The following is a 15,124-nucleotide window of genomic DNA, read 5'->3' as shown; positions in this document are numbered from 1 at the left end:
CATGGAGACGGTCGTGCCGCTTTATTTTTGAATATGTGAAAGAGACACCCTGTATCGGGATAAACCGCACAAGGCTATATTTCACACTCGCCAAAAAAGGCCTCCGACGACTCGCTCTCCGATGTGAATGAAACACGAATGAATACGGGCCGCACCATTAGATGCGGCCCGTACTGTTATTCCGCCACGACCTTGACGGACTTCACGAACATATACCCCCAGTCACCGGCGAATTTACCGAAGCTCACCAGGTTCTTGCCCTGCTTGAGCTGCACCGGGACGACTTGCACCTGACCGGCCTCGTCGGTCTGCGGGAATTCGATCGGGTGAATATCGGTGCCATTGATGACGACGCTGTTCTTCTTGCCGCCCCACTTGCCGTTGAAGTGCAGGTGCAGGTTGAAGGCGCCGGACCAGGGGGCCTCGACGTGCCAGGTGATCTTGTCGCCCTCGCTGGCAAACGGACCGGCGAAACCGTCGGCCGCCACCTCCAGCTGGTTCTCGGCACTCTTGACCACGTTCAGCTCACCCTCTTTGGCCACCAGCTCGGCAGAGCTGAACTCGCAGTAGCTGACCGGCAGCTCGCCCCTGGCCCGATCCACCTTCACCTTGATGGATCTCGCACTCCGGGCGAGGCCGTCATCGGCACTGAAGGTCAGCTCATACTCGCCCGCCTGAGGGAACCAGGCACGGGTCGAAGCCTTATCGCCGTGGCAGAACCTGGCCTCGAGGGGCCCGGTGCTGCGCCACCCCACCTTGACCTGCGGGGTCGGCAGCTGGTCGTCGCGCCAGACGGCGCTGAGCAGGACACCCTGATCCACCGAGGTGGTCAGATCGCCACCCACTTCGACCACAGGCGGCAGATTCTGCTGGGTGTGTTTGACCGAGATGACGTTGGAGGGTTGGGAGGCACCCGACTCATTCTTGGCGATGACCCTGTAGTAGTAGGTCTGACCCAGCTTGAGCGAGCCGTAGTCGTCGCTGAACAGGCTCATCCTGCTCGGGTCCCACTCGTTGACGCCATCCGAGACATCCTTGCCGACACGGGTCCAGGGACCCTTGGCGGAAGTGGCGCGCTCGATGTCATAGGCACGTCCCACCGGCGCCCCCATCCAGTTGATGGCAAACGGCGAATCGGTCTGGCGCAGCAACGGAGCGTCCGGTGCCGGCAGGGCAGGCGCCTGCGCCAGACCCGCCATCTGGGCCGACGCCTTGCGCACCAGGTCGACGACGTCCATCTCCTGGTTGGCCTTGCCCTCTATCGGGAATCCGGGCAGGTGATAGCTGTAGTGCCCCGTGTACTCCTTGTGCCAGTAGAAGCCCCCGTCGTGACGGTGGCCACGGAAACCCCAGATGAAGCCCCCCACCGCCTTGGCGCCATCCACCTCGGTATGGACGATGGACTGCATGATGTTGTCCAGATCCCGGTGATCGAGCAGGCCGAACTCGCCCACCAGATAGGCCTTCTTGCCGGCGATGGCGGTCAGATCCTTCTTCACCTGATCCGGGTGGTTGTTGCCGGCGTTGGTGTAGTAGTGGTTGCTGATGATGTCGACGTTCGGATCCTTGAGAGAGAAGTCGTTGATCTTCTTGTAGGTGCCGTCGATGACCAGCTGGTGCGGAGCGAACTGCTTGATCCAGGCCGCGGTCCGGGTCAGGAAGGCCTCATTGGAGTTCTCCAGCTCGTTGCCGGTCTCCCAGGCCATGATCGCCTTCTCGTCATAGTAGTGACGGCCGGTGATCGTGTTCTTGCGGGTGATCACCTGGCGGATGATGTCCTGATAGGCCTTGTAGGTCTTGCTCGAGGTGTCGTAGAAGTCGTCTGCCGTCTCCTTGTAGAAGGCTGCCAGCTGCTCGCGCCCGCCCCACCACCACCAGTGATCGATGAAGGGCAGGATGAGCCGCAGCCCCTGCTTGTCGGCCTCGGCAATCATGTTGTCATAGACCACCATGGCCTTTTCATTGAGCACGGGCATGCCGTCTGCCGTGGCAGGGGCCAGAATGTGGGTCTCGCGCTCACAAGCCTGGTCGTTCTCCTGCTGCACCGAGAGGACATAGACCCGCTGGGCCTTGGCGCCAGTCTGCACCATGGCGCGGATCCAGTTGGCCTGCTCCTCGGCGGTCGGCCACTTGAAGTACTGGCCCCAGCCCCGCGGGTCGGCCTTGCACACGCCGCGCGCATCGTCTTCGATGCGGTGCAGCTCGGGGGCGTGGATGCCGGCAAAGCGGAACCCCTGCTTGCCATCCATCAGCGCCGCCCCCTGGCGGGTGATGAAGTGCTCAAAGTGGGAAGGCGCCGCCAGTGTGCTGCCGGCCAGGGCCGACAGCACACAGAAACTCAGGGTATTGCGTAAGAGAGATCTCATGCTCGTGCTCCTTAGAACCACACTTCGCCCTGGACACCGAAGTTCCAGGTATCCGTCTTGCCACTGCGGGAGTAAGCCCCGGCTGAGAGGGTGCCGCTCCCCCAGTCGTAGTTGCCGTCGATGGCATCGGAGACGCCCTCATCCCACTTGGCGTAGGTGGCGAACAGACGCAGCTGCGGACGGCTCCAGAAGCCGGAGTCGAAGGTCAGGGTCGGCGCTATGGTCGCCTTTGTCATGCCCCCCTTGCCCTTGCTGCCCGCCACGCCCTTGTAGTTGTCATCGTCGAGGTACTCGTAGCCGACCTCATACTGCATGGCGAAGTTCCGGGTGATCTGCTGCATGGGACGCACCCCGGCAACCCACATGGAACGGCCCCAACCATCCTGATCCCCGGTCCACCAGCGGTAGCTCTTGTCCTTCTGGTAGAAGGCGAAGGTGGAGACATCCCAACCGTTGTCGAGAGAAGCCAGGCCGTCGAGCACCAGGCGCCAGGACTGGGTGTCATCCAGGTTGGACCAGCCCCAGCCGTTCTTGCCGAGGGAGTCGCCCGCCGCCAAGCCCTTGCCGAGCTGGGCCACGAAGCGGGAGTAACCGCCGGTCAGACCGTAGAAGCCGTCAAAGTTGTAGATGCCAGTGACGCCATAGCCCTTCTCGGCACTCTCCTTCCAGGCGTTGTTCTCGTTCTGGTTCATGTGGTGGGCGACCAGTTGCAGATCGATGGGGCCGCCCCCAATCTTCTTGAACCAGAGGTTGAGGGAGTAGTCGTCCGGATAACCCTGCTCGTTCGCGTCGTGGGGATAGGCCTTGGCCTCGTCGCTCGGGGTGAAGGCGTAGACGCCGACGTCAAACTTGGCGAAACCGATGTCGATGTTGTCCGCCCCGCCCCCGGTGCCGTTGTACTGGATGTACTCCCAGTCGTACTGGTGGCTGGAGGTGTTCGAGCTGCTGTAACGCTTGCCGGCCCAGAACACCACATCCGGTGCGAAGTCGAGCCTGGTCAGCTGGGCAAAGGCCTCGCGTACCTGAATGTCGTGGCCGTCGTCATCCACACAGTTCCAGTCGGACGTGCAGTCGGTCTCATGGGTCAGGTTGGCCTGGATCTTGGCGACCGGGCCGGCATCTGAGGTCAGGGTCACCTGGGGGATCAGCTCGAGCTTGGTGTTGTCCTCGTTGCCCAGTCGCCATTTGCCATCCGGCATCAGGCCGACGGAGTCCACCCGGTTGCCATCCTGATTGGCCAGGATGCCTGAGCGGACATAGCCGTGCATGGCGAAGTCATACTTGTCGGCCAACACGGGGCCGCTGAACATGGCCAGGGTCAGCAGGGAAAGGGGCATGACCTTGTGCATTTTTTCCATCTTTGCTCTTCCTTTTTGTAACGTCCTATCGTGGTAAAAAAGGCCCCGGCCACGACATTGAGGGGCGCCGCAGGCAAGGGGCGGCCCCACGGTGCAGCCGGCACCGTGTATGGGTACTGAGGTGAGAGAGTCAGATCAGGGGGGTGGGCAGCCAGGCCGCACCGCGTACGCCGCTGCTGTCCCCGTGCCGTGCCGGCAGCAGCCGGGTCAGACAACGGTCGGTGAACAGCCAGGGGGTGATGGCCGCCGGCAAGTCCTCATAGAGGCGCGTTATGTTGGAGAGGCCACCACCGAAGACGATGACATCCGGGTCCAGCAGGTTGATGACGCTCGCCAGACTGCGCCCCAGGGCATGGAGGAAGTGCTCGTAGTGAGCCTGGGCCTCCTCGTCCCCCTCGGCCGCCGCCGTCAGGATCCCTTTCGGCGACAGACTGCGGCCATGGCGCTCGACGAAGCGCCCCGCGAACCCCGTCCCCGACACGAAGCGCTCGATGCAGTTGCGACGACCGCAGTAGCAGGGTTGGGCCGGGCCATCGCGCACCGGGTCATAGCCGGGCAACGGATTGTGTCCCCACTCGCCAGTGATGGCGTTGGGACCTACCAGCAGGCGCTGATGCGCCACTATGCCCCCGCCGCAGCCGGTGCCCAGGATGACCCCGAACACCAGGTTGGCACCGCTGCCCGCCCCGTCAACGGCCTCGGACAGGGTGAAGCAGTCCGCATCGTTGGCCAGCCAGACCGGCTGGCCGAGGGCGGCCTCCAGATCCGCCTTGAGCGGATGGCCGTTGAGGAACAGGCAGTTGGCGTTCTTGATGCAGCCGTTGTCGGCACGCACCGCCCCCGGCAAGCCGATGCCGATGCTGACCGGCGCACCGGCCTCTTCGGCGAAGCCGCGGATAAAACCGGTCACCACCTCGATGAAGGTCTGGTAACCCTGCTGCGGCGTCGCGATGCGGCGCCGGCACAGCTCGTTGCCCTCGCCGTCGAGCAGCAGCCCCTCCATCTTGGTGCCGCCGATATCCAGTCCCAGTCGCAACATCTCGCGCTCCTCTCTCAGGCGGCCTGACGGCGGTAGAGTTCGATGAGCTCGCACACCAGCTCCTTGGCCAGCATGGAGGTCATCAGGTGATCCTGGGCGTGCACCAATACCAGGGTGACCGGGATCTTGCCCTCCCCCTGATCCGCCTCGATCAGCCTGGTCTGCACCGCGTGGGCGGCGTTGGCCGCCTCGGTGGCCTGCCGCAGCAGGTCGTCCGCCTCGGCAAACTGCCCCAGCTTGGCGCTGCGCAGCGCCTCGTAGCACAGGCTGCGTGACTGGCCGGCGTTAATGATGATGCCCATGACGGTTTCTTCGAGATCAAACATCTTGTACTCCTTGGTGTTGCTGTGATGCCGGCTCAGAAGCCGCCGTTGCGGGATACGTCGGCGAACCACTCGCCACTCTTCTTGATGCGGCGCTCGCCGGTCGCCAGATCGAGGCGGACGAAGCCGTAACGGTTCTTGTAGGCGTTGCTCCACGACCAGTTGTCGACAAAGGTCCAGAGGTGATAGCCAAGGCACTGGCACCCCTCACCTATTCCCTTGTGCACCCAGCTCAGGTGATCGCGGATGAAGGCGATGCGGTAGTCGTCCTGGATCTGGCCCTGCTCGCCGAGGAACTTCTCCTCCCCCTCGACCCCCATGCCGTTTTCAGAGATGAAGCAGGGGATGTTGCCGTAGTGGTCCCGCAGGTTGACCAGGATGTCGTAGATGCCTTTCTCGTAGATCTCCCAGCCCCGGTGCGGGTTCATCTTGCGACCCGGCATCTCGTAGTAGTCGAAGAACCACTCCGGCATGAAGGGGCTGGCAGGATTGACCGCGTTGCTGCGGGCCTTGACCCGGCGCGGCTGGTAGTAGTTGACACCGAGCAGGTCCACCTTGCCGGCGGCCAGCAGCGCGCGATCTTCCGGCTCGCTGGCCGGCAACTGGTCATATTCCCGCAGCAGCGCCACCAGCTCGGTCGGGTATTCACCCTTGACCGCCGGGTCGAGGAAGCTGCGGTTGAAGAAGAGGTCGGCAATGTTGGCCGCCTTCAGATCCGCCGGATGCTGGGAACGCGGATAGGAAGGGGTCAGGTTCAGGATGATGCCGATCTGGCCGTCCTGGCCCTGGGCGCGATAGGCCTGCACCGCCTTGGCGTGGGCCAGCATGGTGTGGTAGGCCACGGTCGCGGCACGGCGGAAGTCCACCACGTTCGGGTAGTGGAAGTCATAGAGATAGCCCCCCTCGACCGGCACGATCGGCTCGTTGAAGGTGAACCAGTGTTTGACCTTGCCCCCGAACAGCCGGAAGCAGGTGGCGGCAAACTCGGCGAAGGCGTCGACCACCTTGCGACTCTCCCAGCCCCCTTGCTCCTGCATGGACATCGGCATGTCGAAGTGGAACAGGTTGATGAAGGGGGTGATGCCACGGGCCAGCAGCTCGTCGAGCATGGCGTGGTAGAAGCGCACCGCCTCCGGGTTGGGTTCGCCACGCCCCTGGGGCAGGAGGCGCGCCCAGGAGATGGAGGTGCGGAAACTGTTGTGACCTATCTCCTGCATCAGGGCGATGTCATCCCGAAAATGCTGGTAGAAGGTGGAGGTATCGGCCGGTCCCACCTGCTGGTGGAAGCGGTTCGGCTCGATGGCAAACCAGTGATCCCAGATGGTCGGGGCCTTGCCGCCCTGGAGGCTGGCGCCCTCGGCCTGAGGGGCGGATGAGGCACTGCCCCACCAGAAGGTGTCGGGGAAACGGAACTGCATGGTGTGTCTCCTGTCAGGCCGCCATGGAATGGCGGCCGATGGTTCGATTAGCGGATGTTCTGACGGGTCGCCATGGCGACGTCGCCGGTGAAGGCTTTTTCAGCTTCTTCTCTCTCCTCTTCCTGCTTGAGCAGGCTGCGCTCGTAGGCTTTCAGGAAGGGGTAATACATGACGGCGGCCGAGCACATGCACAGGATGCACATCAGCGCCGGGCTGATGGCCCAGTTCGCGGCCCAGGAGGCACCGATGGGGGCTGGTGTGGTCCAGGGGGTCAGGGACGCCACCCGTGCCACCAGCCCCAGATCCAGCGCGAACCAGGCCAGGGTGGCGTTGATCATGGGCACCAGGATGAAGGGCAGGAAGAACACCGGGTTCATCACGATAGGGGCGCCAAACAGGATGGGTTCATTGATGTTGAACAGACCCGGCACCACGCCCATCTTGCCGATGGATCTCAGGTGGGCCGCCTTGCTGCGCAACAGCAGGAAGGCCAGCGGCAGGGTGGAGCCAACACCGCCGATGAGCAGGTAGTGATCCCAGAAGCCCTGCAGGAAGATGTGGGGCAGTACCTCGCCCGCCGCCATGGCCGCCTGGTTGTTGGCCAGATTGGCCATCCAGAAGGGGTTCATGATGCCGGTAACGATCAGGGCACCGTGGATCCCGGCAAACCAAAGGATCTGGCACAGCAGCACGGCCAGCAGCATGGCGGGCAGGGTGTCGGAGGCGGCGACCAGGGGCTTGATCAGGGCCATGATGGCCTCGGGCAGGATCATCCCCGTGCTGCTCTCAAGGATCAGATTGAGCGGATGCAGGGTCAGGATGATGAGCAACACCGGGATCAGCACCTCGAACGAGCGCGCCACCCCGGTCGGCACCTGAGGAGGCAGCTTGATGGTGATGTTGTGCTTCTTGAGGAAGGCATAGACTTCGGCGGCATAGATGGCGGTGATCAGGGCCGTGAAGATCCCCTGGCCCGAGAAGTACTGCATCGAGATCTGGCCATCCTTGACGGGCGCGGCCACCAGCATGAAGGCCATCAGGCAGAGCAGGCCCGTGGTGACCGGATCCAGCCCGTTTTGCCTGGCCAGGCTGGCACCGATGCCCACCGAGATGAAAAGGGTCATCAGCCCCATGCTGAGCTGGAACGGCAGCAGCAGCTGGGCCTGATAGGTGCCGGCGAAGTCAAGCCAGGCCCGGGCAAAGCCCCACTGGGTCTCTTGCGAGAAGGGGGGGAAGATGAACACCAGCATGAAGCTGCCGACGATCATGAAAGGCAGCGCGGCGATGAAACCATCGCGGATGGCCTGGATGTACTTCTGCTGACCGAGACGGCCGGCCAGTGGGCTTATCTTCTGCTCGATCACCGAGACGAAGCGGTCGTAAAGCGTGTTCATGGACTGTTCCTTGTGAAATGAGCCGGGTTAGCCGATCAGCGACAGCGCATGGTCCAGCACCTTGTCGCCCCGCTGCATGCCGTAATCGATCATGTCGATGGTGGCCACCGGCACGCCGTGCGGTGCCGCACGCCCGGCCAGCTCCGCCTGCATGTACTTGACCTGGGGGCCTAGCAGCACGACCTGGTAGTGGGGCATCTGGTTGTCGAACTCGCTGGCACCGAAGGCGTTGATCTCGGCCTCCAGACCGCGTTTCGCCGCCTCTTCCTTCATCTTCTTGACCAGCAGGCTGGTGGACATGCCGGAGGAGCAGCACAACATGATCTTCTTCATCAGATAATCTCCTTGGGGTGGTATGGGAGGGATTGTGCCGATCTCGGAAATGAATGGAAACCGGTTTCCATTTTGATTCATTTCATTTGTGATCCAGGTCGACCATTCCCTGGAGAAGCGTGCCTTTTTTGTGAGCCAGCTAGAAAAACAGGGAAACTCGGTTGGTGAATACGGACGCTGAGTCCGAAAGAGAGCAGAATGGAGGCACGCCATAGCGCCTGGCGAGAAGAGGAAAGATGCCGCAATGAACATGCAAGTGATGGGGATGCTGGCCAGCATTGTTGAACAAAGAATGATACCGGTTGCCAACTGGCTGACACGCAGTCGGCACGTGATGGCACTCAGAGACGGGTTTCAGCTCGCCATGCCCTTCATCATCGTCGGCAGTCTGCTGGTGCCCATCCTCTATCCCCCTGTCGCCAGCGACAACGCCCACCCGCTGGCCATCGCCCTGCGGGACCTCTCCCAGCAGCTGATGCCCTGGCTGTATCCTGTCTACAGCCATACCGCCGGCCTGGTCTCCCTCATCATCGCCTTCGGAGCCGCCGCCAGCCTGGCCAAGGCGTATGAGATGCCGGAGCGCCTCTCCGGCCTGTGCGGCTGCGTCGCCTTCCTGCTGCTCATCGACTTTCGCTCGGCACAGGGAGGGGTCTTCGGCTACCTGGGAGGACTCGGGATTTTCACCGCCCTGCTGGCGGCCTTCTATACGGTGGAGGTCATCCGCCTGTTCCAGCGGGCCGGCTGGATCATCCAGTTTCCCGAGGAGGTCCCCCTGATGACCCGCCAGGGATTCCAGCTGATCATTCCCCTGCTGTTTATCACCCTCTCCCTCAGCTTGCTGCGGCTCTGGCTGCAACAGCATTTCGGGATATCGCTGCCCGAGCTGATGGAGTACCTGTTCCAGCCCCTGGTCACCGGCGCCGATACCTTGCCGGCACTGCTCATCGCCCTGCTGGTGGCACACCTGCTCTGGTTCATGGGGGTGCACGGGGCCCTCATCGTCAACGGCCTGCTCTCCCCGTTCTGGATGGCGGGTCTAAGCGCCAACCAGGGCGCACTGATGGCAGGGGAGCCCCTGCCCCACATCTTCCTGCAGGGGTTCTGGGACTACTACCTGCTGATCGGAGGCATAGGCACCACCCTGCCCCTGGTCTTCATGGCCATGCGCAGCCGCAGCCGAACCCTGCACTCGGTCGGCCGGCTCGGCCTCATCCCCTCGCTGTTCAACATCAACGAGCCCCTGCTGTTCGGTTTTCCCATCATCATGAACCCGCTCTTCTTCCTGCCCTTCATAGGGGTCCCCATGGTCAATGCCACCCTGGCCTGGCTGCTGACCGAGTGGGGCTACCTGGATCGCTTCGTCGCCATGTTGCCCTGGTCCATGCCCTCTCCCCTGGGGGCAGCCTGGGCCGCCAATGGCAGCCTGGCCAACGCCCTCATGGTGCTGGTCTGCATCCTCAACAGCTACGTGCTCTACCGCCCCTTCTTCATCGCTCACGAGCGGATGCTGCTGGCCCAGGAGACGGAGCGCAGGGCTCACTGATCAAGCAGGCCGCCCCGAGGCGGCCTGACTCAACGGTTGCCTGCGCGGGCAAAACTGCCCTGGGCCTGCACCTCATAAGGGCCGAGGCAGACTGGCAGGAAGGCTGACTGCCCCCTATCCAATACCAGGGGGGGCTGGCCGTCACGGTGCAGGGAGAGGGAGCCATTGATGGCAAACAGGATCTCCGCGCTCGTCGTGACCAGCCTGTGTTCCCCCTCGCCGTAGACACTGAAGGTGAAGTCGGGGACAGGCACATCGAAGTGTTGCGCCCCTTCCTCCGCACGGGGAGAGATCAGGAGCGTCTCGACCGGCTTGGGCCGGCATTTGGTGCAGGCGAGCAGTTCGTCCACGTCCAGATGCTTGGCGGTCAGCCCGGCCCGCAGCACGTTGTCGGAGTTGGCCATGATTTCGAGCCCGGTCCCATGGACATAGGCATGGGGGGTACCGGCATCCAGATACATGGCCTGGCCCGGGTGCAGCGTCACCACATTGAGCAACAGGGGAGCAAACAGACCCACGTCCCCCGGATACTGGGTGAACAGGTCCAGCACCAGGGCAAAAGTCTCGTCCTGACGATCGCGCTCGGCACAGACCCTGAGGGCGGCGAGTGCCGTCTCTTTGCTCTCCCCCTCCAGAGTCAGCAGAGCCCGGAAGAAACGTGCCAGTCCGCCCTCGCTCTGATCGGCGGCGAACGCCTCCACCAGCGGCGCCAGACTGGCCGCCGCCACCCGCTCAAACAGCACCAGGATGGCGGCAAAGTCACGAAAACCGTTCATCGCCTGATAGGGGGTCAGGGCGAACACCAGCTCGGGCTTGTGGTTGTCATCGCGATAGTTGCGGTAGGGAGCATCGATGGCGATACCCTCCGCCACCTCGCGAGCAAACCCGGCCTCGGCCTGAGCCTTGCTGGGGTGAACCTGGATGGAGAGCGCCTTCTCGGCACAGAGCACCTTGAACAGGAAGGGCAGCCCCCCGAAGCGGGCGTAGGTGGATTCGCCCAGTATCGCCACGCCGCGCCCGGCGATCAGCTCGGACAGAGGCGTCGGCAGGCCAGCTACCTCGACCTGTGAACAGCCGTTGGGATGAGCCCCCATCCAGAGCTCGGCCTGAGGCTTGCGCTCCGGATTCGTGATCCCGAACAGCCGGGTCAAGGCGTCACGGCTACCCCAGTCATATTCCTGGATCGGGTTTCGCATCAGAAATGCTGTCGATAAATACATGATGGACATCTCATGGTGATGGTGGAAGGGAGATGTCCGGAATGTATCAGCCCAACCCAATTACGGAAACCGGTTTCCACTATTGGAGTGATCCACATCAGATAATGACACCATGAGAGGGGGGTGGCGACAGGTCGACATAAGGGAAGAAAACCTCTGTCCAGCGCGCCTGCGTATCAAGGGTAGGCGTTGTTCAGGCAGCCACGACCTGGCGTGGTGTCATGATACGGCCCAGGAGGATAAGGACGTCAGCCAGCAGCCAGCTGGGGGAATAATGAGCGAAAGAGGGCAATACTCGGAGCCTGCCGGCCCATTTTACGGCAGGCGCTTTCCAAAACAGGAGGGTGTGACTGAGGGGGGCGTTCGTCGGAGACGGGTCAGGGCAGACCAGAGAGTTGGGTCTGCCCTGAGTGCCGGGCTAGCCCATCAGCCCCAGGTAGTTCATCAGGGTGGCCCCCAGGCTGGTGGTGACGAGCGAGCCCAGGGTGGTGGTGGCGATGATGTTGGCCGCGAGGGCGCTGTCACCGCCCATGGCGCGGGTCATCACATAGCTGGCGGCGGCGGTGGGGGTTGAGCTGATGAGAAACAGGATGCCGAGGGCCTGCGGGCTGAAGCCGAGCGCCCAGGCCCCCAGCACCAGCAGCACGGGGATGCAGCACAACCGGTTGACCGTGGCCCAGCCGGTCAGCATGGCGCCGCCGCGCAGGGCCTTGAGGTTGAGGCTGGCGCCGGTGCACAGCAGGGCCAGCGGCAGGGTCATGTTGGCGAAATAGTTGCCCGTGGTGATGACCAGCTGGGGCAGTTCGATGCCGAGCAGACCGAAGGGCAGGGCCGCCAGAATGGCGATGATGAGGGGGTTTTTGACGATCCCCTTGAGTATGGGGGCGAGCCCCTTTCCGCCCCCCAGGCTGCGGGTCAGGGTGATCACAGCGAGCACGTTGTAGAGCACTGTGATGGAGCCCACCAGCAGGGCGGCGGCCCCTATCCCCTCCGGGCCGTAGGCGTTTTGCACATAGGCCAGCCCCATGATCCCCATGTTGCCGCGAAAGCTGCCCTGCACGAAGATGCCCCGCAATTTCTGCTCGCTGATGAAACGGGCCGCCAGCACCTCCAGCACCAGGAAACCGGCGAGGGTACCGAGCAGGCCATAGAGGATGAGCCAGGGGCTCGGCATGGTGGAAAAATCGGTACGCACCATGCTCAGGAACAAGAGAGCTGGCAGGGTGACCTGGAACACCAGACGGGAGGCGGACTCGACGAAGCTGTCGGGCAAGAGACCCAGCCGCTTGAGCCAGATGCCGAGTACCAGCACCAGACAGATGGGGCCCGTGATGGAGAGAGAGAAGTGCAGACTTGCCAACAGATACATGATGCGCGTCCTGTGCAACGGCGAAGAAAGTCGCCTGGGAAAGGGCATTCTAACGCCATGGGCTTGTATTCACAGGAGTTAATCACAACAATGTCTGCATCCCGATTGTCGCCCTCCCCTGTCACGGATCCCCCATGGAAAAGAAACTGACCATCCTCGATATCGCTCGCCTCAGCGGGGTCGGCAAGTCGACCGTCTCCCGGGTGCTCAATCAGGATCCCAAGGTCAATGCCCAGACCAGGGCCAGGGTCGAATCGGTGATCGCCCAGCACGGTTTCGTCCCGAGCAAATCGGCGCGGGCCATGCGCAGCCAGAGCCAGCAGGTGGTCGGCATCGTGGTGTCGCGCCTCGACTCCAGCTCCGAGAACCAGGCGGTGCGCGGCATGCTGGAGACCCTCTACCAGCGTGGCTACGACGCTGTGCTGATGGAGAGCAAGTTCTCCCCCGCCAAGGTGAGCGAGCACCTGGCGGTGCTGGAGCGGCGCGGGGTGGACGGCATCATCCTGTTTGCCTTCAACGATCTGGACTATGCCGCCATGGCGCCGCTCAGGGAGAAACTGGTGCTGATGGCCCGCGAGCGCCCCGGCTTCTCGTCGGTCTGCTTCGACGATGACGGGGCGGTGCGCGCCGTGCTCGCCCACCTCGGGGAGCGTGGCCTGACCGAGGTCGCCTATCTCGGGGTGGAGCGCAGCGATCTCACCACTGGGCTGCGTCGGCATCAGGCTTACCTCGACTACTGTCGGGAACAGGGGCGCACGCCCCGCAGCGCCCTCGGGGATCTCGGTCTGCAAAGCGGCTATCGGCTCGCGGCCGAGCTGCTCACCCCCACCACCCAGGCCATGGTCTGCGCCAGCGACACCCTGGCCATCGGCGCCGCCAAATACCTGCAGGAGCAGGGTCGCACCGACATCCTGGTGAGCGGCCTTGGCAGCAATCCCATGCTGACTTTCCTCTTTGCCAACACCCTCAGCCTGGATTTCGGCTACAAGGACGCCGGCATCCTGGCCGCCAGACAGCTGCTCGACCAGATTGAAGAGGGGCAGCCCCCCAGAGCAACCATCGCCCCCTGTCAGCCCCTGTAGTCTATCTTTTCCTCCATTCCCGGCGTTTTGCGCTTTTTGTGACCAGCGCCACGAATTGGGAACGTTCCCATTGCCGATGCCAACCACTGGCTTCATGCTGATTGGGAACGATACCAATAAACGGGCGGTCCTTGGCCAGCCGGTAAAGACACGACCATTATTCATGGAGTCACAGAGGGAAGGCTCATGTCAAAAGTCAACACACAGCATCTGGCGCAGCTGATCGAGCGGATCGGCGGCAAAGAGAACATCATCACTGTCAGCCACTGCCTGACCCGGCTCAGGTTCGTGCTGGCCGATCCGGCCAAGGCCGATCCCAAGGCCATCGAGACCATCCCTTCGGTGAAGGGGAGCTTCACCCAGGGCGGCCAGTTCCAGGTGGTGATCGGCAACGAGGTGGATCAGTGGTACAAGGCGCTCACCCAGGAGATCGGCGTGAGCGGCGGCAGCAAGGAGGCCGCCAAGCAGGCCGCTCGCCACAACATGAACCCGTTGGAGCGCGGCATCTCCCACCTGGCCGAGATCTTCGTCCCCCTGCTGCCCGCCATCATCACCGGTGGTCTGATCCTGGGCTTTCGCAACGTCATCGGCGACATCAAGATGTTCGACGACGGCACCCACACCCTCACCGAGATCAGCCAGTTCTGGGCCCAGGTGCACGCCTTCCTCTGGCTGCTGGGTGAAGCCATCTTCCACTTCCTGCCGGTGGGTGTCTGCTGGTCTGCGGTGAAGAAGATGGGCGGCTCCGAGATCCTCGGCATCGTGCTGGGTATCACGCTGGTGTCGCCGCAACTGATGAACGCCTATGGCATCGGCCAGCAGACCCCGGAAGTGTGGGACTTCGGCCTCTTCGTCATCCAGAAGGTGGGGTATCAGGCCCAGGTCATTCCGGCCCTGCTGGCGGGTGTCTTCCTCGCATGGGTGGAGACCAGCCTCAAGCGCATCATCCCGGCCTATCTCTACCTGGTGATTGTGCCCTTCATCTCCCTGCTGCTGGCGGTGATCGTGGCACACGCCCTGATCGGTCCGTTCGGCCGCTGGATTGGTGACGGCGTCGGCTTTGCCGCCAAGGCGGCCATGACGGGTTCGTTTGCCCCCATCGGCGCCGCCCTGTTCGGCTTCCTCTATGCGCCCCTGGTCATCACCGGCATCCACCACACCACCAACGCGGTGGACCTGCAACTGATGCAGAGCATGGGAGGCACCCCCATCTGGCCGCTGATCGCCCTCTCCAACATCGCCCAGGCGTCTGCGGTCGTCGGCATCATCCTGATCAGCCGCAAGGAGAACGAGCGGGAGATCTCGGTCCCGGCCGCCATCTCCGCCTATCTCGGGGTGACCGAGCCGGCCATGTACGGCATCAACCTCAAGTACAAGTTCCCCATGCTGTGCGCCATGGTGGGCTCAAGCTGTGCGGCTCTCATCTGCGGCTTCGCCGGGGTGATGGCCAACGGCATCGGGGTGGGCGGCCTGCCGGGCATCCTCTCCATCCAGCCGCAATACTGGGGCATCTACGCCATCGCCATGCTGGTGGCCATCGTGGTCCCCGCCCTGCTGACCCTGCTGGTCTACAAGCGCCAGCAGGCTGCCGGCAAGCTGGATCTGGCCACGGCCTGATCCACACAACCTCGGCGGAGCCCTGGCTCCGCCCTTTATCGTTGCCCTGTTCCAACTAATCC

12 protein-coding genes are annotated in these 15,124 nt (G+C 63.1%); 3 read left to right on the top strand and 9 right to left on the bottom strand.

Translation table 11 applies throughout. From position 1 onward, the window contains the following. Positions 1 to 176: 176 nt before the first annotated feature. The 7 genes from J9893_RS15030 to J9893_RS15000 form a co-directional block, all read right to left on the bottom strand. On the bottom strand, positions 177 to 2,366 hold the full coding sequence (locus J9893_RS15030; RefSeq protein WP_128341829.1) for a CBM35 domain-containing protein: 2,190 nt from the start codon (positions 2,364 to 2,366) through the stop codon (positions 177 to 179). A gap of 11 nt (positions 2,367 to 2,377) precedes the next feature. Further along, positions 2,378 to 3,724 (bottom strand): carbohydrate porin, encoded by a 1,347-nt coding sequence (locus tag J9893_RS15025; RefSeq protein WP_134996939.1) that lies wholly within the window; start codon positions 3,722 to 3,724, stop codon positions 2,378 to 2,380. A 130-nt stretch (positions 3,725 to 3,854) separates the two neighbouring features. Continuing rightward, the gene (locus J9893_RS15020; protein ID WP_182976311.1) at positions 3,855 to 4,763 is read right to left on the bottom strand and encodes an ROK family protein; all 909 of its coding nucleotides are present in this window, start codon (positions 4,761 to 4,763) and stop codon (positions 3,855 to 3,857) included. Between the two features lie 14 nt (positions 4,764 to 4,777). After that, positions 4,778 to 5,089 (bottom strand): PTS N,N'-diacetylchitobiose transporter subunit IIA, encoded by a 312-nt coding sequence (gene chbA / locus J9893_RS15015; protein WP_041211758.1) that lies wholly within the window; start codon positions 5,087 to 5,089, stop codon positions 4,778 to 4,780. Positions 5,090 to 5,121: 32 nt separating this feature from the next. After that, entirely contained in the window at positions 5,122 to 6,504 is a 1,383-nt protein-coding gene (locus tag J9893_RS15010; RefSeq protein ID WP_041211759.1) for a glycoside hydrolase family 1 protein, read from the bottom strand. Positions 6,505 to 6,551: 47 nt separating this feature from the next. After that, positions 6,552 to 7,898, bottom strand: a complete 1,347-nt coding sequence (locus J9893_RS15005) for a PTS sugar transporter subunit IIC (protein ID WP_128312936.1) — start codon at positions 7,896 to 7,898, stop codon at positions 6,552 to 6,554. A 27-nt stretch (positions 7,899 to 7,925) separates the two neighbouring features. Continuing rightward, positions 7,926 to 8,231, bottom strand: coding sequence for a PTS sugar transporter subunit IIB (locus tag J9893_RS15000; protein ID WP_041211761.1), 306 nt, complete (start codon positions 8,229 to 8,231; stop codon positions 7,926 to 7,928). A gap of 244 nt (positions 8,232 to 8,475) precedes the next feature. Between J9893_RS15000 and J9893_RS14995 the strand changes: the two genes are divergently transcribed. Next, positions 8,476 to 9,774, top strand: coding sequence for a PTS transporter subunit EIIC (locus tag J9893_RS14995; RefSeq protein ID WP_041211762.1), 1,299 nt, complete (start codon positions 8,476 to 8,478; stop codon positions 9,772 to 9,774). Between the two features lie 29 nt (positions 9,775 to 9,803). Here the strand turns inward: J9893_RS14995 and manA are convergent, their stop codons facing one another. Beyond that, positions 9,804 to 11,003, bottom strand: coding sequence for a mannose-6-phosphate isomerase, class I (gene manA, locus J9893_RS14990; RefSeq protein WP_210599894.1), 1,200 nt, complete (start codon positions 11,001 to 11,003; stop codon positions 9,804 to 9,806). A gap of 409 nt (positions 11,004 to 11,412) precedes the next feature. Further along, a complete protein-coding gene (locus J9893_RS14985; protein WP_048208530.1) occupies positions 11,413 to 12,363 on the bottom strand; it encodes an AEC family transporter in 951 nt (316 codons plus the stop codon). Positions 12,364 to 12,497: 134 nt separating this feature from the next. On the opposite strand from J9893_RS14985, the gene treR reads away from it, so the two are divergent. Both treR and treB read left to right on the top strand, forming a co-directional pair. Next, positions 12,498 to 13,445: a trehalose operon repressor TreR gene (gene treR, locus J9893_RS14980; RefSeq protein ID WP_041211765.1), complete on the top strand. Its 948-nt coding sequence runs from the start codon at positions 12,498 to 12,500 to the stop codon at positions 13,443 to 13,445. 186 nt (positions 13,446 to 13,631) lie between these two features. Continuing rightward, positions 13,632 to 15,062, top strand: coding sequence for a PTS trehalose transporter subunit IIBC (gene treB / locus J9893_RS14975; RefSeq protein ID WP_210599893.1), 1,431 nt, complete (start codon positions 13,632 to 13,634; stop codon positions 15,060 to 15,062). Positions 15,063 to 15,124: the final 62 nt, after the last annotated feature.

The sequence above is a fragment of the Aeromonas sp. MaB10011B genome (genome assembly GCF_017939325.1).
Lineage (GTDB): Bacteria > Pseudomonadota > Gammaproteobacteria > Enterobacterales > Aeromonadaceae > Aeromonas > Aeromonas caviae.
This window is presented reverse-complemented; position numbering and strand designations above follow the sequence as displayed.

Bases quoted from the DNA above. Each gene is read 5' to 3' on its own strand.
- J9893_RS15010 (WP_041211759.1), bottom strand. From the start codon at position 6,504: ATGCAGTTCCGTTTCCCCGACACCTTCTGGTGGGGCAGTGCCTCATCC.
- J9893_RS15000 (WP_041211761.1), bottom strand. From the start codon at position 8,231: ATGAAGAAGATCATGTTGTGCTGCTCCTCCGGCATGTCCACCAGCCTG.
- J9893_RS15005 (WP_128312936.1), bottom strand. From the start codon at position 7,898: ATGAACACGCTTTACGACCGCTTCGTCTCGGTGATCGAGCAGAAGATA.
- chbA (WP_041211758.1), bottom strand. From the start codon at position 5,089: ATGTTTGATCTCGAAGAAACCGTCATGGGCATCATCATTAACGCCGGC.
- J9893_RS15030 (WP_128341829.1), bottom strand. From the start codon at position 2,366: ATGAGATCTCTCTTACGCAATACCCTGAGTTTCTGTGTGCTGTCGGCC.
- treR (WP_041211765.1), top strand. From the start codon at position 12,498: ATGGAAAAGAAACTGACCATCCTCGATATCGCTCGCCTCAGCGGGGTC.
- J9893_RS14985 (WP_048208530.1), bottom strand. From the start codon at position 12,363: ATGTATCTGTTGGCAAGTCTGCACTTCTCTCTCTCCATCACGGGCCCC.
- J9893_RS15025 (WP_134996939.1), bottom strand. From the start codon at position 3,724: ATGGAAAAAATGCACAAGGTCATGCCCCTTTCCCTGCTGACCCTGGCC.
- J9893_RS15020 (WP_182976311.1), bottom strand. From the start codon at position 4,763: ATGTTGCGACTGGGACTGGATATCGGCGGCACCAAGATGGAGGGGCTG.
- manA (WP_210599894.1), bottom strand. From the start codon at position 11,003: ATGTCCATCATGTATTTATCGACAGCATTTCTGATGCGAAACCCGATC.
- treB (WP_210599893.1), top strand. From the start codon at position 13,632: ATGTCAAAAGTCAACACACAGCATCTGGCGCAGCTGATCGAGCGGATC.
- J9893_RS14995 (WP_041211762.1), top strand. From the start codon at position 8,476: ATGAACATGCAAGTGATGGGGATGCTGGCCAGCATTGTTGAACAAAGA.